The sequence below is a fragment of the Bacillus infantis genome (assembly GCF_050107595.1).
In the GTDB taxonomy this organism is placed as follows: domain Bacteria; phylum Bacillota; class Bacilli; order Bacillales; family Cytobacillaceae; genus Bacillus_AB; species Bacillus_AB infantis_C.
The window spans coordinates 121,729-145,499 of sequence record NZ_JBNILH010000008.1 but is presented as its reverse complement, the minus strand read 5'-3'; the positions used below and the strand labels follow the sequence as shown (position 1 = coordinate 145,499).

Sequence of the window (23,771 nt, the reverse complement as noted above, 5' to 3'; positions counted from 1 at the left end):
AAAAAACAAAAAAAGACATACCGCGTCATGGCGATATGTCCGGAAAAGACAAAAGCACAGGCTGCGCAATAGCAGCCTGTGCAAACCAATTATAATAGGGATTATTGCTGGAAAAGGTTTGGAAAAGGACAGGCTGGCATGTATTCAGTTAATAAAATAGCATCATTTCGTACAATCATGATCATGCGCCCCCTTTTCAAATTTTTCCACTTTGTAAGATTATCATCTGTCATATTAAAAGTCAATTGGCATTTTTGTTATTTTTCTGAACCTTCTTATTCTGCAGTAACAGCCGTTCCATATGCAATGATTTCTGAAGCATTCTGCATGACAGCAGAAGATTCCAGGCGCATGCAGATGACAGCATTCGCTCCTTTTTTCCTGGCATCCTCCACCATCCTCCCGATCGCCAGCTGCCTTGCTTCATCCATCATTTCTGTATACTCTTTGATTTCTCCTCCTACAATGGTCTTGAACCCTGCCAGAATATCCTTTCCGATATGCTTGGACTGCACTGTGCTTCCCCTGACGAACCCCTTTAATTCTTTCACTTCCATACCAGGAACAAATTCAGTAGTGACGATAATCATGCTCATTTTCCTCCTTTTTTTCTTTTTTCCTTTCCCAGCCGATTATGGCAAGCAAAGCAATGATTAATATGGCATACGAGGCATAAAATATGACAGCCGCCTTCAAATTGATGAAGATCATTGCCAGCCCAAGGAGCTGTCCCCCGAGGGCCGTAAATAAGAGAAGCTGCTTTAATTTGTTCATTACCTACCTGCCCCCTTGCCTTTCCTCCAGCTCTTTTCGACAAATATAAAATAAACCAAAAGTGGCATCGGCGCCTGGATAAGGCCGATCAGGCCCCACAGCCAATAGTTATGGCCGTTTTTCCGTGCGTGGAGAAAGAGGAAAATACTCTGGGTGATCAGGATGGCGGCTACAAGCAGAAGAAGCGGCAGGGATATTTCTTCATTCATGCTTCATTCACCCTCTGCCTGAGGAAATAGTAAGTGCCTGCCCCTGCAATGAATATCCCGGCTGCAGCCTGGATGGCTATGAAAACAGCAGGAAGCTGGTGCAGGGTAGTGAGCAGAACCGCTAATATCACCGCTGCCATCACAAAGAACAGGCCGATATCCCTTATCCAGCTTTTCCGCATCTGCTCCTGTTTTTCTGCAACCATCTCTTCGAACCATTCAAGCTCCGGAGTATGAACAGAAAATGACTGATCAAGGACCTCAAGCCCTTTTTCAATTTCACTTGCGGTCAATCTGTCCTGTTTGTTTTCGTATTTATTTTCCAGCGGTATGATTTTCTGTTCCTCTTTCATGCAGGCCCAGCTCCTTTCTGACAGCTGCAAGTCCATTGTGGATCCTTGATTTGGCTGTTCCGGGGGATATTTTCATCATGTTTCCTATTTCGTCGTAAGAATAGCCGTAATAATGCTTTAAAACGATGGCTACGCGTATGTCGTCTTTCAATTTGCCAAGAGCAGCAAGAGCATCATTCCACTCTTCATTCCGGCTCTCCATCTGCCATTTCAGCTTCCTCCATGACTGCTCCTGCCCTTGCCAGTCTCTTTCCCTTTTCTTCTTGCGCAGATGGTCTATATATAAATTGGTCGCAATGGAAATGAGCCAGGAGGAGAACTTCGATTGGCCATTATACAAATGGATTTTTTCCAGGGATTTCGCCATTGTTTCCTGGGCAAGCTCCTCTGCCAGATCCTTATCCATAGCTGCCTTGATCAAATATTTGACCAGAAAGGGATAATTTTGTTTAAAAAGCATGGCCAGTGCCCTTTTGTCGCCTTTTTTGGCTGCCTTGACGAGCTCTTTTTCTTCCATCTTTAACATCTGTCCTTCCAATGGCCTTTTAGTTAGTTTTCCTCTTATCCTGCTCTATTCCACTGCTGTTCATTTACGTTTCATTCATATGACGGCGGGGCCAGCATAATCGTTCATTTTTTTATAAAAAATCTTTAATATGTCCAATATACATAAATGAAGGCTGCATTTGTCAGCCAAATGCAGCCTTCATTAGCTTATTTTTCTGAAATGAAATCCGAAGAGAATCTCTTTTTGACCGCCAGCAGATAGATTCCGCCAAACGCCAGCAATATGCCCGCAATTACGAAAGTTAACTTCACACTGATGTTCTCTGCAATCGCCCCAAACCATAATGTTGATAAGGCGAATGCCAGGGAAACCAGTGTATGCTGGGCGCTGAACACCTTTGGCAGCTCTTCTGCTGATACCTCTCTTTGTATATAGGTGTGCATGATGATGCCTTTAATCTGATGAACCAGCCCGCTGAGAAACACTAATAGTAATGCAGCCCAGGCCAGTGAATTGGCGCCAAATAGAAATGTCACAATTGCCACACCGAAAGAGGCCGATATTAAGGTGCGTTTCATGTTTTTTTCAAAAACAGGAGAGAATTTCGTGCATATAATTCCGCCCAATATCAAGCCCATGAAAAATACTGTATTAATATAACCCCACCATGCTTCCCCTGCCTTTAAAACTTCGGCGACAAACACATAAAGAATGGCAGCTATCCAGACTACGTTAGCGATGGCTTCTATTAGAATCACCACATGAAGGCTGCGCAGAACAGGCTGTGTCCATATAGAGATCCAGCCTTCCATCAGGACCTTCACTGCACTTTGCTTTTCAGGAGTGGCCCCGAAAGGTGTCTTATCATTAATCAACTGCATCATAAGGGTAGAAACGGCATAGAAAGCAAGTGTAAGCCAGATGACATTCTGCCCGCCTGCCGCTGCCGTCAAAATGCCCCCCAATGCCCAGCCGCCCAATTGGATGGACTCATTCAATAAGGCTAAGAAACTGTTGGCTTTGAGTAAATCTTCTTTTTGCACCAGCCTCGGAAGCATGGCATCTGAAGCAGGCAGTGCCCAGCCATCGAAGAAGGCAATGATAAAAATCAGAACTAATATAGACAAGATCCCTGGAGAGCTTTGCACCAAAAGCCAGCCGGCAAGAAGTGACAGCACAGCCGTTTTGCTCACCTGGGAACAGACAAGCATTGATTTAAGTCTGAATCTATTGAGCATTAAAGGTGAAACAGCCCCGCTTACCGCCCGTCCTGCCATATTCAAAAATGGCAGCAGTGCCAGGTACACCGGAGACCCGGTAACAGAATACAAAATGGATATTAAACCTACTATATAAAACACATCTCCTAAATTGGCAAGTGACTGCCCAATCCAAAGAGACCGGAAAGATTTGCTTTTCATATAACCTGCCCCTCTTTATCTTAGAATTTAATGATAAAAAGGGAAATTTACAATGGACGATGCCTCCTTCTGATCGTTCAAGCCTTTTGGTTATAGTATTATTGTTTCCAGCAGAAAATAAGTTCTGTCTCAGCAATAAATCTGAGGGCAGGTTTTAAAAAGCAATCAATCCTTATGAAAACTCATTTTTAGAAAATCTTCCTTCAGGATACCGTAAAGAACACAATCCTTATAAAGGCCTTTGGCATTTCGTATCATATGTATGACAATTCCTTCTTGCTTCATACCCGATTTCGTCATCACTTTTCCAGAAGCAGGGTTATCCGTATTATGTGCTGCAGCTATTTTGTGAAGATCCATTTCCGCGAACCCAAACTCCATGACCGCCTTTAATGCTTATGTGGCATACCCTTATTTCTAGCTGACGCTGCAGTTTCCGGTGATCGGATCAAAGTCGTACAAGTCAATTTCTCCTGCTAATTCTCCCGAAGATTTCAATTCGATTCCCCACCAGCAAAAGTCTTTTCTTTCATATTTGCTGACTATACCCTCCACTCTCGCATTCGTTTCAGAAACCGCCCTGTGTACGGCACTGACCCTGTTGTCTGCTATACGCTCATTGAAAGCCAGTGGTCGAAGATGGCTTGGCAGTCAGAATGCTTCAGTCTTCTCAGCTTCAATCTGCCGGTCTCAATTAGCGGTGTCCCCAAATAGTTAATCATTCACTTCACCCAAAAACCTTTAAAAGATCTTCAAACTTGTTTATCTCCTGATCATACTCACTCACTTCCCCAAACCCGTATTGAGCATAGATGAAGGGAATACCTGCGAATCTGGCGGCTTTTCTGTCGCCTTCTGTGTCACCTACATACACGGGACTGGAAAGATGATTTCTTTCGATGATCAATTTGATATTCTCTCCCTTCGAAAGGCCGGTACGGCCGGGGTTTTCGAAATCAAGAAAATATTTATCAAGCTTATGATATTTATAAAATACCTCTATGTAGCCTTCCTGACAGTTGCTGACAATGAAAAGCTTATATTTTTGCGAAAGTTTCTCCAGAACTTTTTCTGCATTCTCATAAAGTTCCCCTCCATGTATCCCCAAGTAATGCGCTTCTGCCTTCCTGCATTCCTCCACCAGCTGCTGCCTCTGTTCTTCAGTCATATCAGGAAACAGCCTGCGGCTTATTTCATCCATCTGCAAACCCATTGTTCCTTCAAAATCTTTCCTTGTCAATTTGCCTTCCTTACGGTCATCTTGTTTAATGACACTGTTCCAGGCAACCAGAACTGTATCAATTGAATCCCAGATAGTCCCATCTAAATCAAAAATAATGCTGTCCATGTATCTCGTCCTCTCTTTTAATATGAAAAGCTCTGATGCTGTATACTCTATTTCAGTCTAATTCTCCTTCATTCAATTTCCCAATAGCCTTAACAGCGTCATCAACGTGTGAAACATCAATAATTTCTATTTTTCTGCTGTGTCCTTTTTGTATAGCTGCAGCTTCTTCCGCATTTTCACTTGGAATGATCAGGTATGAGAAACCGGCTGCTTCGGCAATCCGGATTTTTTCCTTTATCAATCCTACGTAAGATACTTCTCCATGCTCATTAATCGCGCCTGTTACTGCGACAGGCAGCCTGTTTTCCAGGCGGCCTTCTTTAATGAGCCCTGAAAGTGCCAGGCTGAGTCCGGCGCTATTACCGGCAATGTCTGGCTGCTGTATAAATCTTCTGAGCCAATCATCTTCCTTTCCCAGGTATTCTGCTGCGTTCTCTTCCATTTGCAGCAAAGGTTCTTTCTGCAGATGAAGCCACTTTAACAGCTGCCGGTTTTTGCTGTCATACCTAATTTTATGATCCACTGCAGCAACGGACAGTACGTCAACTCCCTGCGCTGCCAAAATCTTTTTGGCGTCTTGTTCACTGTTCAGGTTTTTCAGCGTAAATTCAGCTACGCCTACCGAAAAAATACCCGATCCCTTTAAGGCCTCATTCGGTTCCTGATAGGCATAAGCGACATGCGAAGGGGGAGAGCTCAGCGCTACCAGCAGCAGCGGCAGTTCATAGCAGAACAAGAGGAAGAGGAGAAAGGCTGAAACTGTGATTTGTATTCTGTTTTTACGTTTTTGGCGGAAAACAAACCATAAATTCAGCAAAATCACCAGCAGGAGGAACAGCATAAAAACAAAGGCATATTCATTGATGATGTCAAAAAGGTATAGAAGCAAAAAGACTATATAGAAAAGGAATGTCATGATACCGGCAATGACACCAATTTTATACATTATCCATCCAAGCCTCCATAGGTCTGGTTTCATTATCTATCTTCATAGCCAGGAAACTTCTATATTAGCAGGCGGCGGGTTTTTGTTAACTTATATCCAAACATCATTATCTGCTGTCTGATCAGTTATTTCCTGCCCGGTATTTACAACCCCTCTCGGCTCCACAAGCATGATTTTGCATTCGTTCTCGGCATAAGGCTTATGTTCAACATTTTTTGGGATGACAAACAGCTCCCCTTCTCCCAGCTCCACTTTTCCGTCGCGGAACTCAATGATCAGCCTGCCTTCCAGAACGACAAAGACTTCATCCGTATCATCATGCTTATGCCACACAAAGTCCCCTTGGACTTTAACAAGCTTAAATTGATAGTCATTCATTTCAGCAATGACTTTAGGTGACCAATGATCAGCGAATTTTGAAAACTTCTCTTGAAAATTGATTGGTGAATAATTCATTGTACTCTCCCTTATTTTTAATTGCGTTCTGCAGCATCAATAATTGTCAGATCCATCCCATTTACTATGCTTCTAGATAGAGAGCTGATAATCCTTCCTAACCTCTTGTAAAGCGGCAAAATCATAAGAAAGCGGACTCTGGGCAGTGTCCGCTTCTTAATTAAAGGCTCTTTTTCCCGTTGATAGTTGCTATTTTGCCATCCTTATAATAGGTGATAAAATACTCTTTCAGGAGGCGGTTTCTCAATGATTAAAGACATCTATACAACGTTTTCAGACTTAACCAAAAAGAGGACTTTATCGTTAATGCTGGTTCAATAACTATCATAAACATTTAAAAGGCTGGATGGATAGGGTTCAAGGAGTGGCTCCAATGTATTTGGATAATTATTCTTTACTGGTTCAGCTTCCTTCAGCAATGTAAGAACTTGGCTGAGAAGGAGCAGATCAACCAAATGCTGCCAGTACTTACGATGATTCAACTAGCCTTACCGCCAATTTCTTGAGGTACAAAAAACAGCCATTCCTATGATGAACGACTGTTAGTTCTTATTCCGTTAAAGCACCCATTTGTTTAAGTACATTGGTTCACAAACTAGCTTTGGTGCAATTTCATTGTCCCTTTTTATCTTTTACGACAATTAGATAAGCTCCTACTATTATTATGGCCCCTAGTAAAATGTAAATGCTGGTGTTCAATCCCCCGCCCCAAGCAAGGGTATTAAGTGGCTTCTTTTGATGTGCAGTCGCCATTATTATCGAATCCGAAATGGAATTCAGACCATAAAGGATGAGTCCAGTGAGTAAAGCTTGTACTATAATGAAAATACCTAACAATTCTTTCATTTTCCCTCTCCGTTCCATTCAAGCTGATCTGCATAACTTCTTATACCACTAACCTGTCCCGTTGTCATATAAAAACAGCTGCCTGGTTGGACAGCTGTTCTGAAACATAAGCACCCTTTAGTAGAACAAAGTGACAATAAACTCATTGGGATGTACCCTTTGTTTAATTCAATCTATAAATTAATTGAACAACGCCAGAAGAGAACTTTTTGGTTTCAACTATTTGTAGATTTATTCTCTTGTTTATATCTATAAATAAAGGTTTTCCTTCTCCCAAAATAATTGGATGAACAGATAATCTAAATTCATCAACAAGTCCTAAATTGATAAAAGTTGTAATAAGACTTGATCCACCATATAGCCAAATGTCCCTACCGGGCTTTTTCTTTAATCTATTAACTTCTTCAACAATGTTATCATTTATCCATATCGCTCGACTATCTGTTTCTTTTTGTGTTCTGGAAAACACATACTTCTCTTTGCTATGAACCAATCTCCACATTTCTTTATCGGTATCCGAGTCTTCATTTTTTGGAATATATCGCCCCCATATATCGTAGCTTTTTCTACCATATAGTATAGTATCAATTTGATTCAAAAATTGATTGAAATCCATATCAGGATCCATAATGCACCAGTCAACTTCTCCATTCAGCCCTTCAATAAATCCGTCTAAAGTAACTGCTAAATCTAAAATCACTCTTCTTGCTCTCTCGTTAAGGGTCATACTTTCATCTCCTTTTATCTTATAGAATTTCCCCTAATTGCTAAAATCATAAGGTATAAACTATACTATACGTAAAACATGACAAGTAATGACATGATTAAACGAAAAGGGTGAAAAAATGTCAAAAGCCAAACGTCTATTAGATATTCTCATGTTTGTTACGACTAAGAAAAAGTTTACTGCACAAGAAATAGCAGATGAATTTCATATATCCATTCGTACTGTACACAGATACATATTAGATTTATCTGATATGGGATTGCCAATTTACTCAGAACAAGGACGCAATGGTGGATATACAGTATTAACGAGTAGATTTCTTCCTCCAATTTTATTTACAGAAGAAGAAGCTGTTTCTATCTTCTTTGCTTTTCAATCTCTAAATTACTATCGCAACTTGCCATTTGATGCTGAAATTTCCTCGGTTGAACAAAAATTATATAGTTCACTCCAGAGTGAAGCTAAAATAAAAATAGATAAAATTTGGTCTTATATTGCTTTTTGGAATCCCAAAAGAACGATTGATACTCCCCTTTTAAACGATGTTTTAAAGTATTCTATTGAGAATAGAAATTTACACATTCAATATGAATCTAAATCAGGTATAAGGAAAAAACATATCCGTCCTATCGGTGTATATGCCCATGATGGATTATGGTATTTGCCTGCTTACGATTATCATAAGAAAAAAATATTACTGTATCGTGTGGATCGTATTCTTTCCATTTTATCAACTGAAGAAAACGATGATGAATTCATGAATTTAAAAGAATGGTTCAACATTATTGAAATAAAAAACCCGATTCGACTGCATGTGCATTTAAATATGGAAGGTGTCCGTCAATGTAAAAGTGTTCCTTATTTTGAGGGTTCTGTATCCACGCAAGAAGATGGAACAGGATACATAGATACAATCATAGATAGAGGTGAACTTAATTTTATAACACCACTATTTTTAAGACTTGGAAGTCACGCACGAATTTTGGAACCAAAGGAATTAATCGTTGGATTACGTAAACAAGCGGAAGAAATTTTAACTATGTATCAAGATGATGATTAAAATATTTTTTTACTAATCCACTATTAAATCAGGAGCAACTGTTTTAATGTTCGCCTTATTTCACTATTCTGCCCCGTTTATACCATAAGAGATTCCATAACAAAGGACATTAATCCTTCTAGAATCAATGCCCCCTTTTCTTTAAATACATTTATTCACAAACTATAAATACTACGGCGAAAAATGAGTTATTTTTCTATATATAAATTTATATATTGTAATTAGTCTGGTATTGAGGTGAGTATTTTGCACAAGACATTTCAGTTAGGCAAAAAAGTCATAGGCTTGGTTTTACTAATACTGGTTACAATCTCGCTAATAATGGGGAAGTATAGTGTCGCTTTAATCTTTTGTTATATAATTATCTCTATATACAATGGGATACTTGGTTATGAACACTTTAGAGCTAACTCTTACAAAAAGGCCGTTTTACACTCAGTACTCTCGTTAGGTTTTATTTATATTTTCTTTTCTAATCTTTAATTGGTTTAAATACTCAGCTTAAAATTTATTTAACGATCAAGCCCTTATTACACAAATATGCCCCTTTAGATAAACCACCGCGTACTTCAGCGACCTACAACTAGCCTTTATTATCTTCTTTTAAGAATTCACTATTTTCTTCAACTATCCTCCCTCAATAAAAGAAGCTGCCCCCTTACCTAAATAAGCCTCTCTTTATATAACACCACAAAATGTAAATCACTCCTAGGTATAATAAAAAGCAGCAATCTTTACAAATAGAGCCAAATAAAATTATAAAGCCGTCTCAGCAGCCGGCTGTTCCAGCCCTTCTTTGGTATGGCTGTATTTAGGCAGGACAGCTGTGTAAAACAGGCCGACCAGTATCAGGCATCCCCCTACAAGCCAATAAAGCATTTCTACCTTCAGGATTGCCGGGAAGCTGTACGCGATGAAGCCGAGGGTGATTGATTGTGACAGCATCATCAGCGGGCTGATCCACCCTTGGACCCTTCCCATCATTTTTGGGTCGATGATGCTTGGCATCCAGCCGCCGATAGCGATATTAACCAGAGGCAGTCCGAGGGAAGTCAGGAAAATCAATATCATGAACAGGATAATCGATTCTGCAAAAGAAGCGGCGATCACAAAAGCACCTGTAATGGTGATTCCAGCAATGATCATTTGATAAAGCTTTATTTTTTGGGAAAGCAAGGTGGCGATGAAGCTGCCGAGCAGAATGCCTGCTCCGAAAACCATCCCGATGACAACCGATAATTCTTCGTATGTTTCTGGCGCAAGTCTGTATTTCAGCATAAAAACCGGCATAACGCTGAAACCGCCGTTCACAACACCGAAAACGAAGAAACCGACTAGCAGGGCCGACAGGAGCTTATTGTTCAAAATATACTTCATCCCCACTTTGAAATCCTTGAATACAAGCTTAAGGTTGAGGTCCTTCAATGTGTGCTTTCCATTAGGAAGGCGGACCTCTTCTGCAATGCGGCATGATCTGATCAAAAGGGCACTAAGACCGAATGTGACAGCATCTACCAGGATGGCGCCGTAAACGCCGACTGTCCAGTAGGCCAAAATGCCAAGGCCGTTCCCGAACAGCATGAAGAGACTCATGATCAGCTGGTTCAAGCCGGCTGCAGCCGTATAGTCATCTTCTTTCAATATCCCCTGGACCATCGCATGCTCGGCCGGGAAAAAGAACTTCTGGACAGCGCTCCTCAGGAACAGTACAAAGAAAATCAAAGGCATCCAGCCTATCAGGATTGTTCCGATCAGTGCCACTGACAGAGCAGCAGTGATCCAGTCACAATAATAGGCAATCTTCTGCCGGTCCATCCTGTCTGCCAAAACCCCGACAAGAAAAAATACCGCGAGCGTAGGAAGGCTGTACATAAGCTCTGTAATAGAGGCATATACAGGCTGGTCTGAAAAACGGTCCAGCAAGTAGAACATGAAGGCAGTCAAGCCTATGGTGCTTCCCATTTGTGAGGTGAAGTTGGCAAAAAATAGTCTGGCATAGTTCTTATTCTGGAAGATTTCTTTAAATTTTTTCATTTAGGCTCCCTCGATTCCGATTAATTGCTTTTATCATAATGCGTTTTCCGGAAAGAGATAAGCGCCTTCTGATGGTTTATTGCTCCTCCTCAAGACGGAGGGGCCCTAAGTCATATAAAAAACGCCGTTCCTTCAAGGAACGGCGCGCAGTTAGTGTTTGAGCACTATTATTTTTTCATTTCCTCATATTGGCGGGCAGCTTCTTTTGCAATAAGATTGTTTTCCTCCAGGCCGCTGACTTCCTTGAGCACATATAATGGCCCATGCTCTTTCAGCATCTCCTGGATTTTAACAGCTTCCTCATCTCCCTGGAAGTTGAAATGCAGTGCCGCAGCAATGGCCTTGGCAAGATTTTCGAACGGCAAACCTGCCTTCATTGCCTGTTCTGCAGGACGTACAAGCCTGTCATTCGGCCCAAGCTTCCTTATCGGTGAACGTCCTACCCTTGTTACACCGTCGTTCAGGAAACCGTTCTGGAAACGGCCGATAATTTTCTTGATATACTGTGCATGCTCTTCAGCATCAAGCTCATATTCCTTTACAAGATATGCGCCAGTTTCCTTCAGTGTTGCTTCAGCCTGTTTGTAGACAGCTTCATCCTTCAGGGCTTCATCAATGGTTTCCTTGCCTGCAAAGTAGCCAAGGTAGGCGATGACAGCATGGCCCGTATTGACGGTAAATAATTTTCTTTCAATAAAAGGAGCAAGATCAGGAACGATTATCATTCCTTCTACAGCAGGTATATCTGTTGGTGCTTCGACAACCCACTCATAGTAAGGCTCAACCAGCACATCAAGGGACCCTTGGTTATTCTGGATCGGAACAATCCGGTCTACAGCTGAATTAAAAAAGAATACCCGGCCTTCCAGCTTTCCTGCCGTTTCCTCATCAAGGTTTTCAAGAATATAGCCTTTCAAGAGGTCGGTAGCTGAAATCTGGTTTTCACAGGCAATGATATACAGCTTGTCGTCAGTTTTTTTAACTCTTTCAGAAATGCCCTTGGCAATGAGCGGGGCAATGCGCGGCAGGATATTCGGGCCAATCGCTGTAGTAAGGTATTGGGCTTCACCGATAGCATCAATGACCTGGCTTTCCTGTGTCATATTATTAAGTCCGGACACAGAACTGATCTTCTCTGATGAACCATTTTCTGCTGCCAGATTGACTTTATATTCGCCTTGTTCATTCAATAGATTGATGATTTCTTCTGCAATATCGACAAAAGTTACTTGATATCCTGATTTAGAGAACAGCGCGCCTATAAAGCCGCGGCCAATATTCCCTGCACCAAAATGTACTGCTTTTTTCATAGTTATCATCCCTTTATCAATTGATTTTGGATATAGTCGAGAAAAATTTCTTCCAGTCTCTTCTTTATAGCTTCCTCACTGCCTGAAGAAAATATCAGCATTGCTTCATCATTTTCAATCAGGCTGGTGCTGATCAGGCTTACGATTTCCTGCTGCCTCGGGCTTAAGGACTCCGGGGCGAGCATAAGGAGCAGATTATCCGCCTTCATGAGCCTTCCATCCATCCCTTTCAGCTGGACTGGCCGGCCGAGCCGTGAAACCTGGAAAATCAGCTCTTTCACTCCTTCATGCCGGCAATGGAAAAGCGCCAGCCCTGTTTTAGGTATGCCCAGCCCTCCCATTTTCTCCCGTTCCCTTAAACGGGTGATAACCTCCCCGCTTTCAGAAAGGCTTCCCTGATCTTCCGCCCTATGTACCATTTGGGAAACCACTTTCTCATGGGCGGCTGCTTCCGGAAAAAAGTAAAACTTGAAATTGCGGAGGATATCTTTGATTGTATTCTGAACATCATCCATATCAGACAGCATTTGCCTGAGCCCGATTCCCCGTTCTTTTTCCTTTGGGTAACTGATGTCGGGCGAAAAGGTGCGGCTGGCTGCCAGCTCTCCTATGTGTTTTTGCAGAAAGCTCTTTGCTGCCAGTATATCCTCCTCTTCCAGGAGCGGATTGACGAGGATATACTCCAAATCTGTATAAGGCAATCTGACTGTAGAAAAAATGATATCGTAGCTGTTCAAATCTTTTTGCTGTATTTCTTTGATAGAAGAAATTTCGACTGACCGGATTTCCGGCAATTCTTTTTTGATCCTGCTGGCCAGCATCTTGGAGGTTCCGATTCCTGTCGGGCAGATGATGAGTGCGTGGACAGAAAGCTGTTCTTCCCTGAGCAGCAGGACAGAACCGAAGTGGAGGGCAATGAAAGCTGCCTCATCTTCAGGAAAAGATAGGTCGCTGAACTCCTGTTCAAGGCTGTTTTTTACAGCTAGAAAAAGGGCTGGATACTTCTTCTTGATGTCTTCTGTCAATGGATTATACATCCCCATATTCTGCCTGATCCTGAATATTGATGTTTCCATATGGGCGAGCAGGCCCTGAAATAGGGAGAAGTCTCCTGTCAAATCTGCATTCAGCTGGGCAGATACATGCTGGATGATGTTTCTGACAGACTGTCCGATCATCACACTGTCATAGTGGACAGAAATAGGTGCCTGCAGCTTGGATCCTTTCAGCACAATGGCGAGAAAACGGATATCTCTTTCAGCCATGCTGACAGATAGCTCATCCGCCAGTTCATTGCCCAGGCTGGCAATCAGATTTGCTTCCGCCTGGATTTCCGGAGGTTCGATGAGGTCGTCCTCAATAGAGAAGCCGCCTTCTGTTCTTTGAAGAGAGATGCATAAATGGACCAGGAGGCCGATATAGTCGCTGTCAGCCAATCTTGACTGCCCCTTATTGATTCTTCTGCCGGCAAGGCAGTCGGCTGCATAAAGGAACTTTGACCGGAAATAAAAGAGCACCCTCGGCTTGTTCCAGCTTCCTGCATCAAGGAGAAACAGGCTTTCTATCAGCTCTTCATTAAAATAGATCAGATAATAATCGGCCAGCGCCTTCCTTATATCCGATTCTTTGCCGGACAGCTCAACCCCTACCCCTCTTTTCCTTCTGACTGAGAGCCGGTAGCTTTCGAGCCAGCCAGCCAGTTCATTGAGGTATGCGGTATAGGTTGTTACACTGATGCCGACTTCCTTTGCCGCCGGCTGAAGTTTAAAAGGTTCCCCTTTAAGGAGCTCCAAAAGAATCAGCAGCTTCCTTTCCTGGGGAGTCTGGTCTGTCGGAATGGTTTCCGCCATTGTCTGCACAATCCGGAAAACGTCCTCATTCCGCCCGGTTATCACGAGCCCTTCATCAGGCGTCCTCCCAAGCTCAAGCCCGAACTGCCGTAGAACCTTTGCAACAGATGCAAGGTCCCGGTGGACAGTCCTGGCGCTCACGTTTAAGTAGGAAGCAAGGGTCAGGGCCGTATGCTTGCCGGCCGTCTTTATGATCAGTTCTATGATGCTTTTCTCCCTTGAGGTAATAAACATCTATATCAGCCCTATCTGGAACCAGATTCTTTTCTGCCAAAAAACAAAAGCGCAAAAAGGCACTAGCTGTGCCTTTCTGCATGACTTTACCGGTCCTTACCCGTTAAGGATATCCATTAACTCTTTAGCTGTTTTTGCCTGGACCATTTTTTCGATGTTCTCCATCTCCGAGCAAGTGACGGCAATGGAAGACAATATTTCAAGATGAGTGCCATCTTTACCGGCAATACCAAAGATCAATCGGACCTTTTCGCCATTAAAGTCGACCCCTTCCGGAACCTGGATGACCGTAAATCCGGATTTGATGACTTCCTGCTTAGCCGCCTCTGTGCCGTGAGGGATGGCAACATCATTGCCCATATAAGTTGAAGTCATTTCATCACGCTCAATCATGGCCTCAATATAATTCTCACGAACATAGCCGCCGTCGACAAGCGCCCTTCCGGCAAAGCGGATGGCTTCATCTTTATTATTAAATTTCTGGTTCAGGAATACGTATTTTTCAAGCAGCAGATCATTGTTTTCCACTGCTTCAGCTGCAGGCGCATCCTTGCGTTCTTCTGCAGGCGATTCACCCATTGCTTCCGCTTCCGCATCTTCAGCGATCTCAATCAATTCTTCTTCCGCAGAGCCTTTCAGCTTGCTGATCAGATTATCGTATTCAGGGCTTGAAAGGAAATTATCCACTGACACATGATAGGCACCAGGGATTTTATTCTTTGCTCTTGGCGTCAATTCTTCCTGTGTAATGACTACCTGTGCATCAGCAGGAATATTGCTGATTGCCGTATTGGTTACATTCACATCATTAAGACCAGCGGCCTTCACTTTTTTGCGGAGAAGCGAAGCTCCCATGGCGCTTGAGCCCATTCCGGCATCACAGGCGAAAACAATTTTGCTCACATGTTCTGGAAGCTTGCCTTCTGTTGCTGTAAATGAAGAAGCAACTGAGCTTTTCTTCCCTTTCATTTCCTGCATCTTTTGTGCAGCAGCTTCGATATTTTCATCAGATTGCTTGCCTGTTTTTAAAATAAAGGCAGAAGCGATGAACGATACAGCGCCGGCTACAAGGACAGCAGCAAAGTTGGCAATATAGGCACTCGCATGGTGAGGCGTTACTGCCGTGATTGCCAGGATGCTTCCCGGTGAAGCTGGCGCGAACAATCCGCCGCCAAGCAGGACGAGTGTGAACACGCCGCTCATTCCGCCAAGGATGACCGCGATGAATAAAAGCGGACGCATCAGAATATAAGGGAAGTAAATTTCATGTATTCCCCCAAAGAAATGAATAAGTGCAGCTCCAGGTGCAGATTGCTTTGCGTTTCCTCTTCCGAAGAAGATGTAGGCAAGAAGCACACCGATACCAGGTCCAGGATTGGCTTCCAGCAGAAGCAGGATAGACTGGCCTGTCTGCTTGATCTGTTCCGTTCCAATCGGAGTGAGAACTCCGTGGTTGATTGCATTGTTAAGGAAAAGGATTTTCGCAGGTTCAATCAGGATGCTTGTTAATGGAAGCAGGTTTGTATCAACCAGCCATTCTACCCCATTGACCAGCCAGCCGGTGAATACATCAACTGCAGGTCCGACACCTAAAAATGCCCCTATCGCGAGAAGTCCGCCTATGATTCCGGCAGAGAAGTTATTGACAAGCATTTCAAAGCCGGCCTTGATTTTCCCTTCAACTGCCCGGTCAAAAAGCTTAATTGCAATACCGGCAATCGGTCCGACGATCATTGCTCCCAGGAACATCGGGATCTCGGAGCCGACAATGACACCCATAGTGGCAATGGCGCCGACTACAGCACCACGCTGGTCGTGGATCAGTTTTCCTCCTGTATAACCGATCAGCAGTGGAAGAAGATAAGTAATCATCGGTCCGACCATTTTGGCAAGGCTTTCATTTGGCCAGAACCCAGATGGTATGAATAGTGCAGTTATCAGGCCCCAGGCGATAAACGCACCGATATTCGGCATGACCATGGAGCTCAGGAAGTTACCGAATTTTTGTACAGCTATTTTTATATTAGGCTGAGCCATATGCTCTCTTCCCTTCTATTAAGAGTAGTTTCTTATCTATGGTAATAAACATAATGGCCGGATTCAACGATGAAGAAAACTAACTTTGTCGCGCGCTCCTGTGACAAACCTATTGTTTCTCAAAAAAGGCCAGTTATTCTTACACCTTGCAGCAGAAAGAGCAGACTGAATGAAATCTTCAGTCTGCTCTCATATTTTATTCGAAAGTCCCTTTTACAATGGCTTTTCCGCCTTCCACCATGGTCCGGCCCATCGCTATAACGATATCAATCTGATAATTGTCCGGATACAGTATAACCAGGTCTGCATCCCTTCCTGCTTCAATCGACCCTTTATGAGGCAGCTTTAAAATATCAGCAGGGTTTTTGGTTATGACCCTGATTGCCTGGTCAAGCGGGATATCTTCAAGGAGAATGCTGTCACGGACTTCACTATATAAAGAGAATATCTTTCCGACCTTCATGCCGATCAGTTCTCCTGCCTCGTTAAAATCCGGCAGGCTGCCCTGGGCGTCAGAGGTAAAAGTAATCTGTGATATTCCGACCCCTGCATCAAGCATCCTTTTCAATCCCCTGCTGCATTTAACCTCCCCTTCCTCCTGAAACTTAGGAATGGAGCTGGTTGTAAAATCAACATAGCCTCCCCTTTTGGCATATCGGATGCCCTCTTCAAAGAGGTGGGGATTGCGGTTGATATGTGTCGGGTAAAATTGGCGGAGCGGAATATCAGTCTGTTCCACCACATCTTCAATCAGCTTCAAGTGGTCATAGCTGTCCCCGACATGGATGTTAACGATTCCGGCTTTGCCAGAAAGCATTCCCCCTATCCGGGCTGCAGATGCTATTTTGGCGAGCTCCTCCACGGTAGACTGGGAAGAACGGTGATCGCTGATGGCAATTTCCCCTGCCCCGATTATTTTATCAATCAGAATAATATCATCTTCAATTTTACCTGTGAGTGTCTTTACCGGCACCTGATAGGAGCCTGTCTGCACATAGCAGGTGATTCCTTCTTCCTCCAGCGCCCTTGCCTTGGCAATCAGGCTGGGCATCGTCCTTGTGGTGCCATCTGTTCCGATTACGCCCACAATGGTGGTAATGCCTGCCAGAGTGGCATCGGTCAGCTGCAGCTCAGGAGTCCTTGTCCGGCAGCCGCCCTCGCCGCCTCCCCCGATGATATGGACGTGGGCATCAATGAAGCCGGGTACTATCAGCTTTCCCTCTGCCTCTATTATCCTGATTTCTGCAAAGCCTTCAGGCAGATCGATATGATCCTTTATATAGCCAATCTTATTTCCTGTAAGAAGTATATCTTTCTTTCCTATATGATCAGGTGCATATACATTCCCGTTTCTAATCAGTGTCAGCAACCCCTTGTCCTCCTCCGCCATAAATGCCTCATTATTCAGAATGATTATGCATTTATCTTAATCCTATCTTTACCAGCCGGCAAACCTTATGCCCTATACAGCAGCTTCTATTGGAAAAATAGAGAAGCCCTGTCATCATTTTGACATGTTTAGACTTCGGGGTCCGGGGTAAATCTCAAGTAACAATAAACGATAAGAAAACAAACAAAAACTATAAATAATACTATAAAGGAGAACTGAACCATCATGAAAGAAATCATTTCTACAAACATTAACCTGGATAGCCATTTTACAATGAAGGATATGCTTGAAATCTATCAGGCCGCTAAGCAATATAAAGGCAACACAATCATCTATTGCAATCAAAAGTCTGTGGATGCATCCAATATGCCGAAGCTGGTTTCCTTCCTGCTTACCCAAAAAGCGAATACATCCATTAAAGTAATTGTGGAAGGTGTACAGGCAAAGAAACATCTTGCCAAAATCAAGGAAACATGCGCAAATCGTGTATCAGCATTTAAAAAGGCTGACCAGCCATTAATGACGGAAACCGTTTAATTCCCAGAAAGGCAGTGAACCTAAAATGATCCGGACGATTCTTATGATAATCGGCGCCATCGTTGTAATTGGCGCACTTGTAAGCTGGCTGTTCTAAGACAGCAAAAAAAAGAGCCCTCCGGCTCTTTTTTTAATCTTCATGCTTTTTGTCTTTCTTTTTCTCTTTCTCTTTTTCTTTTTCCTTATCCCTGCCCTTAAAGCGGTCTTCCCATTTCCCTTTTTCTTCACGCAGCTTTTCCTGCCACTTCTCTGCTTCCTTCCTTAAATTCTCCTCCCATTCTCTGGCTCTCTTCCATCTTTCTTCTTTCTCTTTTTGTTCAATATAATAAGAGATATGCGGAACATTAAATGATTCAGCCTCTTTCCCTTCAAGAGCAGCCTCCATCAGCTCACGGAAAATTGGGGCGGCGCCTTCACTGCTTGTCGTTGTTAAATAGTGGTTTTCATCTGTATGGTCATAACCGACCCATACAGCACCGGCAAGCTGAGGCGTATAGCCGGTGAACCATTGATCCTTCACGCCATCTATTCCTTCAATCGGCACCTGGGTCGAACCAGTCTTCCCTGCAGTTTCTCTTCCCGGAATGCCTGCGGCCTTCCCGGTTCCCTGCTCGACTACCCCTAAAAGCATGGTTGTCATCTGTTCTGCAGCTTCTTTAGAAACTGCCTCCACAGACTTTTCTTCCCGTTCGGCTATTACATTTCCTTGGGCGTCTTCGATCTTTATGATTGCATGGGCCTCTTCCCTTACACCATTATTGGCAAATGCCGCATAAGCTCCGGCCATTTCCAGCGGAGACACACCTGATGACAATCCCCCAAGAGCAATCCCCAGATCTCTGTCGCTCTCCTCCAGAGGAATTCCAAACCGCTTGGATGCTTCAATACCCGCTTCTATCCCGATTTCATTAAGTATCCAAACCGCCGGAAGATTAAGCGAATCTTTGACGGCCTCGTACATTGGCACCTGCCCGCGGTACTGGCCATTGTAATTGCCTGGTTCATAGCCGCCAAAGGTCATTTTCTCATCTTTTACCTGGTCTGTTGCCTTCCAGCCCTCTTCCAGGGCAGGTGCATAGGCGGCCAAAGGCTTCATTGCTGAGCCTGGCTGGCGCTTCAGCTGGGTGGCCCGGTTAAAGCCCCTGAAGACATGCTCGCCGCGTCCGCCGACCAAAGCCCGGACACCGCCTGATTCAGGATCCACCAGCACAGCACCGCTCTGAACGATCTGATCCTCTTTTCCTTGCGGGAAAAGATCGTCCCTTTGGTAGATTTCTTCTGCTGCTGCCTGCATATCAGGATCAAGTTCAGTATAGATCCTGTATCCCTCTGTCAATAATTCGTCCTGTGTCAGCCCATATAATTCGATTGCTTCATCCAGGACATGATCGACATAATAAGGAAACTTTCCTTTCAGGGGATCGCCTCCCTTGTCGTTCAGGGCAAGCGGCTCAGCCTTGGCTTGTTCATATTCACTGGCAGAAATATAGTTCTGCTCCTTCATTTGGAGCAGGACAGTATCCCGCCGTTCAACCGCCTCTTTGGGATGGCCGATTGGATTCAGGGCCGAAGGGGCCTTGATGATCCCCGCCAGAATGGCCGACTCGCTTATGGTCAGATCTTCGGCATCTTTGCCAAAGTATTTAAGGGCAGCATTTTTGACCCCCCATGCCCCTTCCCCAAAATAAATCTGATTCAAATACATCTGAAGGATTTCTTCCTTTGAATATTTCTTATCTATTTCCCTTGCCAGGAAAAACTCTTCCATCTTCCGCTTGTATGTTTTTTCATGGGTGAGCAGCGCATTCTTCGTCAGCTGCTGTGTAATGGTGCTCCCGCCTTCGACTACACCGCCAGCTTTGATATTAGTGAACAGCGCTCTCATAATCCCTTTGTAGTCAATGCCGCTGTGTTCATAAAATCTTTTATCTTCAATTGCGACTACTGCATTTTTCAGGCTGTCAGGCATCTGGTCCGCACGGAGGCCTTCATTTTTGCTTGCTGAAATTTTGCTTGCCTCTTCCCCGCTGTAATCGTAAATGACCGTGGGCTGTGACATCCCGTCCTCCAGATTGCTGATATCCGCGTCCTTGCCTTGAAAGTAAAAGAAACTAAGGAAGCCGAGGATCGATGTAGAAGAAAATAAAAGGACGATTTGTAAAATCCGTTTTAGTCTATAGATTCGATTTTGTTTATTTCTGCCTTCTCTTGTATTGCTCATTTAATCACAACCTTTATTGAAACTGTCTTGGTGACTTCTTATCATACTGTAAACAATTTTCTTAAAGACTTTTACTCAAAAATGATGGGATATAAACCATAATTATCCTTATTAGCAGTTTGGGCACTTTTATATAATCCGAAAGTGTTCCCCCTTTTATAGGGGTACAAAATTTTGATGCAGCTCAAACAGGCAGGATTCTTTTATCGGAAATATGGGTAAATAGAAAATAATCACAAATCTCCTATTAAGAAAGGATGATGACAATGAATCAATTCAATCGGATTGTAGTCGGCTATGATGATACCGAAGGCAGCAATAAGGCACTGCAGCTTGCCGTTCAGATGGCAAAAGGAAACCCGGAGGCACATGTACTGGTTGCAAATGTCTATGACGAAAAGGTAGAAAACGTAATGACTGATAATGAAAAGAGAGTGGAGCCGGTAAGAACAAACGGATATATGCTGGAAGGGATCCAGATTCCTCCTATGTCAATCAGGCATGATGACCCAAATCCTCCAACACACGCCATTATCTCAAACAGCGTGGATGACGCATTCTATAAAGCCAAACAGGAGCTTGAACCCCATAATATCCAGGCAAAATATGATTCTCTTGACGGCAGCCCTGCAGAAAGCATCTGTGATTACGCTTCGGCAGAAGGAGCCGATCTGATCATTGTCGGAAACTCCGGAAAAGGCGGGCTGAAGCGGATGTTCCTGGGAAGCGTCAGCAGCAATATCGCCAAACAGGCTCCGTGCCCTGTGCTGATTGCGAAATAATCATTTCCGGCTCATACAAAAAACGCTAAGATACCCAGTATCTTAGCGTTTCTTTCTCTCTCCATGCACAGGCTCTCTTCCAAGTCAGGGTTGCTTGTCCGCATCTGCCCCTCTCGCAATTTCAAAAAAGCGTTCTTTTGATATCTCTTCATCAAAACTGCTGTAAATCCTGTACAGGTCTTCATCTATAATCCGGAAATGCTGGCTTATGATATTCTGCTGAAGAACATATCTTCCTTTTCTCTCGACCTCTCTCCACCATATTTTTCCTCCAAGGGTTTTTTCTTTACGATAATCAATCCCTTCCCTTGCGATGGTTTCGAGCACTTCAAGCGGTTCATTCCCAAATAGGAATTGCACGGTTTCAGTTTCACGGAACAGGGCACAGACAGCCACTACTGTAGACCAGCCTGCATAAGCTCTGCCCTTTTCAATCTGAACTAGTGTTTTTTTTGAGATTCCGATGATATCCGCCATCTTATCCTGGGTGTAGCCTGCCTCTGTACGAATAAGGCGGAGCTTTTCTGAAACCTTCATTATAATTTCTTCTCGTGTCAATATTCGCGCCACCCTTTTCCAGTGTAATATTACACCAATTCTAACACATTATAAAAGCCGGTATAACTTTTATGTATAGGTATTTCATAAATCCCTGTACTTTTTTATGCCCTATACCATTCAGATTAAACTGACGCTTTTTTAATAGGTCACATTAACCATCCATTATTTTACATAAACACTTATGATTTTACGCTTTGAGACCCGATCCCCGAACTTTCGATAAATTTCTGTAAATTCCAAAGAAAATTCCGGAGGATTTATCATATTGTAGGCGAATGTTAATACAGCAAGGTTAATAGTCAAAAAGATAGGCGGAGGGTAAAATGTTATCACTATCAAATCAAAAGCTGCTTGATTTTCTTGAAAGAGAGAAGCATATACTTCTGGAGCAATGGAATAAAGAGATTGTTTTAACAGAGACAGATCCTTTCAAAGATTATATAAAAGAAAACGGAGAAGCAATGTTCAGCCTGATCCTGACCAGTTTGTCCAAGTCAGAACTGGATCTGGATGTCTATCTTCAGCAGCTCGCCATCAAAATTGCCTCTCAGCGGGTGAAAGCCAATATCAACATCGGAGAATTTGTCTACAATGTAAATATGGGCCGGTCCATCATTTATAAAAATCTCAACCGGGTTGATGTACACTGGGATGATCTGCAGAAATGGATTGACAGGATCAACGTGTGTTTTGATAAATTTCTTTATTATGCTGTCAGCCATTATACAGATGCCAAGAATAAGATTATTGATGAAAAAACAGAATTTATTAATTCAACCCATAAAGACCGCCTAACACTTCTGGGACAAATGACATCCAGCTTTATACATGAATTCAGAAATCCGCTGACTTCCATCCAGGGTTTTGTTCAATTGCTTAAAGCTGAAAACCCTCCCATGAATTATTTAGATATCATTTCCAATGAGCTCGAACAGCTTAATTTCCGCATCTCGCAATTCCTGTTATTATCCAAGAAGGAGCTTATTGGAAAGGAAAAAACTACGTTTAACCTGAACAGCTTGGTTGAAGAGGTGCTGAATTTCCTGTATCCAAGCATATTGGATGCCAAAGTTCGCATTATAAAGGAAATCGATGAAAACACCCACCTTTGCGGCTATGAAGATGAAATCCGCCAGGTGCTCATCAATATTATTTTTAATGCCATCGATGTATTGAACCCCTATAGGGAGGATCCAATCATTGAAATAATCTCATTCATGACTTCAGACTCTTATGTACGGCTCGAAATCAGAAATAATGGGCCGCAAATACCTGAGCATCTGCTAAGTTCCATCTTTGAACCTTTTGTTACGACCAAAAAACTGGGAACCGGACTGGGGCTGTTTGTCTGCCGGGAAATCATCGAAAAGCATAAAGGCTTCCTTTCCTGTGAATCAGACTATGATAAAACCATTTTCAGCATGACTTTGCCCCTGCATACCGGCGAAAGAGCAGAATCCGGCTGCGAATAAAATAAAGAATCTCTGCTGATCGTTTATATTTACGCTGATACGCTTCCCTGTGTATGATTGGATTGTCAGACCATACTTCCAGATAATTCAAATCTATAGAAAAAGGGGCGAAGATTTGTTTACACTAAAAGTAGATAATGACATCCGGCTTCAGCTGTTTCAGCTGCATCATGCCGACGAGCTTTATGCATTGGTGGACGGAAACAGGAAGCATCTAAGGGAATGGCTTCCCTGGGTTGACAGCATGACCTCCCCCTTGCAATATCACAGCATCATCCCTATGTGGCTGAAGCAATTTGCCGAAAATAATGGCTTCAATACCGGTATAAGGTATAAAGGGACACTGGCAGGGGCCGCCGGCATCCACCATATCGACTGGGCAAGCAGGCAAATGAGCATAGGCTATTATCTGGCCGAAGGCTTTCAGGGAAAAGGAATCATGACGAAGACAGTCCAGGCAATGGTCAATTATGGCTTTCAAGACCTGCGTTTGAACCGGATTGAAATCAGGTGCGGGATCATGAACCATAAGAGCAGGGCCGTTCCTGAGCGGCTGGGGTTCACACAGGAGGGAATCATCAGGCAGGGAGAGTTCCTAAATGACCATTACCACGATCTGGTGGTCTACGGGCTGCTTGCAGATGAATGGAAATATTGAACTGCAAAACAAAAAGCCAGCAATGCTGGCTTTTTCC

Annotated in this window: 24 protein-coding genes and 1 pseudogene; 6 read left to right on the top strand and 19 right to left on the bottom strand. The window is 43.3% G+C overall.

Features of this window, described 5'->3' with window-relative positions; all coding sequences use genetic code 11:
• Positions 1–275: 275 nt before the first annotated feature.
• The 10 genes from ACQCVH_RS17475 to ACQCVH_RS17430 form a co-directional block, all read right to left on the bottom strand.
• Positions 276–590, bottom strand: a complete 315-nt coding sequence (locus tag ACQCVH_RS17475) for a YbjQ family protein (protein WP_426836891.1) — start codon at positions 588–590, stop codon at positions 276–278.
• On the bottom strand, positions 571–774 hold the full coding sequence (locus ACQCVH_RS17470; protein ID WP_426836890.1) for a hypothetical protein: 204 nt from the start codon (positions 772–774) through the stop codon (positions 571–573). The genes ACQCVH_RS17475 and ACQCVH_RS17470 overlap by 20 nt, the downstream gene beginning before the upstream one ends.
• Positions 774–983: a sigma-Y antisigma factor component gene (locus ACQCVH_RS17465; RefSeq protein ID WP_426836889.1), complete on the bottom strand. Its 210-nt coding sequence runs from the start codon at positions 981–983 to the stop codon at positions 774–776. Before ACQCVH_RS17465 ends, ACQCVH_RS17470 begins: the two co-directional genes overlap by 1 nt.
• Positions 980–1,336, bottom strand: coding sequence for a YxlC family protein (locus tag ACQCVH_RS17460; RefSeq protein ID WP_426836888.1), 357 nt, complete (start codon positions 1,334–1,336; stop codon positions 980–982). The genes ACQCVH_RS17465 and ACQCVH_RS17460 overlap by 4 nt, the downstream gene beginning before the upstream one ends.
• Entirely contained in the window at positions 1,299–1,853 is a 555-nt protein-coding gene (gene sigY / locus ACQCVH_RS17455; protein WP_426836970.1) for an RNA polymerase sigma factor SigY, read from the bottom strand. The genes ACQCVH_RS17460 and sigY overlap by 38 nt, the downstream gene beginning before the upstream one ends.
• A gap of 197 nt (positions 1,854–2,050) precedes the next feature.
• Positions 2,051–3,265 carry an MFS transporter gene (locus ACQCVH_RS17450; protein WP_426836887.1) on the bottom strand — a complete coding sequence of 405 codons (1,215 nt, stop codon included), beginning with the start codon at positions 3,263–3,265 and terminating at the stop codon, positions 2,051–2,053.
• 165 nt (positions 3,266–3,430) lie between these two features.
• Entirely contained in the window at positions 3,431–3,625 is a 195-nt protein-coding gene (locus ACQCVH_RS17445) for a GNAT family N-acetyltransferase (RefSeq protein WP_426836969.1), read from the bottom strand.
• 367 nt (positions 3,626–3,992) lie between these two features.
• Positions 3,993–4,613 carry an HAD family hydrolase gene (locus tag ACQCVH_RS17440; protein WP_426836886.1) on the bottom strand — a complete coding sequence of 207 codons (621 nt, stop codon included), beginning with the start codon at positions 4,611–4,613 and terminating at the stop codon, positions 3,993–3,995.
• A 52-nt stretch (positions 4,614–4,665) separates the two neighbouring features.
• A complete protein-coding gene (locus tag ACQCVH_RS17435) occupies positions 4,666–5,559 on the bottom strand; it encodes a S16 family serine protease (RefSeq protein ID WP_426836885.1) in 894 nt (297 codons plus the stop codon).
• A gap of 90 nt (positions 5,560–5,649) precedes the next feature.
• A complete protein-coding gene (locus ACQCVH_RS17430) occupies positions 5,650–6,015 on the bottom strand; it encodes a cupin domain-containing protein (protein ID WP_426836884.1) in 366 nt (121 codons plus the stop codon).
• 316 nt (positions 6,016–6,331) lie between these two features.
• Between ACQCVH_RS17430 and ACQCVH_RS17425 the strand changes: the two are divergent.
• Positions 6,332–6,547 (top strand): annotated as a pseudogene (locus ACQCVH_RS17425) (IS1595 family transposase); the annotation flags it as partial.
• Positions 6,548–6,627: 80 nt separating this feature from the next.
• Here ACQCVH_RS17425 and ACQCVH_RS17420 read toward each other — a convergent pair.
• Positions 6,628–6,861: a hypothetical protein gene (locus ACQCVH_RS17420; RefSeq protein ID WP_426836883.1), complete on the bottom strand. Its 234-nt coding sequence runs from the start codon at positions 6,859–6,861 to the stop codon at positions 6,628–6,630.
• Between the two features lie 163 nt (positions 6,862–7,024).
• The gene (locus tag ACQCVH_RS17415) at positions 7,025–7,588 is read right to left on the bottom strand and encodes a dihydrofolate reductase family protein (RefSeq protein WP_426836882.1); all 564 of its coding nucleotides are present in this window, start codon (positions 7,586–7,588) and stop codon (positions 7,025–7,027) included.
• Between the two features lie 118 nt (positions 7,589–7,706).
• Between ACQCVH_RS17415 and ACQCVH_RS17410 the strand changes: the two genes are divergently transcribed.
• Positions 7,707–8,648 carry a helix-turn-helix transcriptional regulator gene (locus tag ACQCVH_RS17410; protein WP_426836881.1) on the top strand — a complete coding sequence of 314 codons (942 nt, stop codon included), beginning with the start codon at positions 7,707–7,709 and terminating at the stop codon, positions 8,646–8,648.
• A gap of 756 nt (positions 8,649–9,404) precedes the next feature.
• Here ACQCVH_RS17410 and ACQCVH_RS17405 read toward each other — a convergent pair.
• The 5 genes from ACQCVH_RS17405 to iadA form a co-directional block, all read right to left on the bottom strand.
• Positions 9,405–10,682, bottom strand: a complete 1,278-nt coding sequence (locus tag ACQCVH_RS17405; RefSeq protein WP_426836880.1) for an MFS transporter — start codon at positions 10,680–10,682, stop codon at positions 9,405–9,407.
• 167 nt (positions 10,683–10,849) lie between these two features.
• Positions 10,850–11,992, bottom strand: coding sequence for a mannitol-1-phosphate 5-dehydrogenase (locus tag ACQCVH_RS17400; protein WP_426836879.1), 1,143 nt, complete (start codon positions 11,990–11,992; stop codon positions 10,850–10,852).
• A 5-nt stretch (positions 11,993–11,997) separates the two neighbouring features.
• Entirely contained in the window at positions 11,998–14,076 is a 2,079-nt protein-coding gene (locus tag ACQCVH_RS17395) for a BglG family transcription antiterminator (protein ID WP_426836878.1), read from the bottom strand.
• A gap of 96 nt (positions 14,077–14,172) precedes the next feature.
• The gene (locus tag ACQCVH_RS17390) at positions 14,173–16,113 is read right to left on the bottom strand and encodes a PTS mannitol transporter subunit IICBA (protein WP_426836877.1); all 1,941 of its coding nucleotides are present in this window, start codon (positions 16,111–16,113) and stop codon (positions 14,173–14,175) included.
• 196 nt (positions 16,114–16,309) lie between these two features.
• The gene (gene iadA / locus ACQCVH_RS17385) at positions 16,310–17,482 is read right to left on the bottom strand and encodes a beta-aspartyl-peptidase (RefSeq protein WP_426836876.1); all 1,173 of its coding nucleotides are present in this window, start codon (positions 17,480–17,482) and stop codon (positions 16,310–16,312) included.
• 246 nt (positions 17,483–17,728) lie between these two features.
• Here iadA and ACQCVH_RS17380 point away from each other — a divergent pair, with 246 nt between their 5' ends.
• Positions 17,729–18,040 carry an HPr family phosphocarrier protein gene (locus ACQCVH_RS17380; protein ID WP_257990108.1) on the top strand — a complete coding sequence of 104 codons (312 nt, stop codon included), beginning with the start codon at positions 17,729–17,731 and terminating at the stop codon, positions 18,038–18,040.
• Between the two features lie 130 nt (positions 18,041–18,170).
• On the opposite strand, the gene ACQCVH_RS17375 is transcribed toward ACQCVH_RS17380, so the two are convergent.
• Positions 18,171–20,261 carry a transglycosylase domain-containing protein gene (locus ACQCVH_RS17375; protein WP_426836875.1) on the bottom strand — a complete coding sequence of 697 codons (2,091 nt, stop codon included), beginning with the start codon at positions 20,259–20,261 and terminating at the stop codon, positions 18,171–18,173.
• Between the two features lie 266 nt (positions 20,262–20,527).
• Here ACQCVH_RS17375 and ACQCVH_RS17370 point away from each other — a divergent pair, with 266 nt between their 5' ends.
• Positions 20,528–21,043, top strand: a complete 516-nt coding sequence (locus ACQCVH_RS17370) for a universal stress protein (RefSeq protein ID WP_022543549.1) — start codon at positions 20,528–20,530, stop codon at positions 21,041–21,043.
• A gap of 84 nt (positions 21,044–21,127) precedes the next feature.
• Here ACQCVH_RS17370 and ACQCVH_RS17365 read toward each other — a convergent pair whose 3' ends face one another.
• Complete coding sequence (locus ACQCVH_RS17365) at positions 21,128–21,601, bottom strand: helix-turn-helix transcriptional regulator (protein ID WP_426836874.1); 474 nt, start codon at positions 21,599–21,601, stop codon at positions 21,128–21,130.
• A gap of 326 nt (positions 21,602–21,927) precedes the next feature.
• On the opposite strand from ACQCVH_RS17365, the gene ACQCVH_RS17360 reads away from it, so the two are divergent.
• The gene (locus tag ACQCVH_RS17360; protein WP_426836873.1) at positions 21,928–23,076 is read left to right on the top strand and encodes a histidine kinase N-terminal domain-containing protein; all 1,149 of its coding nucleotides are present in this window, start codon (positions 21,928–21,930) and stop codon (positions 23,074–23,076) included.
• A gap of 115 nt (positions 23,077–23,191) precedes the next feature.
• Positions 23,192–23,734 (top strand): GNAT family N-acetyltransferase, encoded by a 543-nt coding sequence (locus tag ACQCVH_RS17355; RefSeq protein ID WP_426836872.1) that lies wholly within the window; start codon positions 23,192–23,194, stop codon positions 23,732–23,734.
• Positions 23,735–23,771 lie beyond the last annotated feature (37 nt).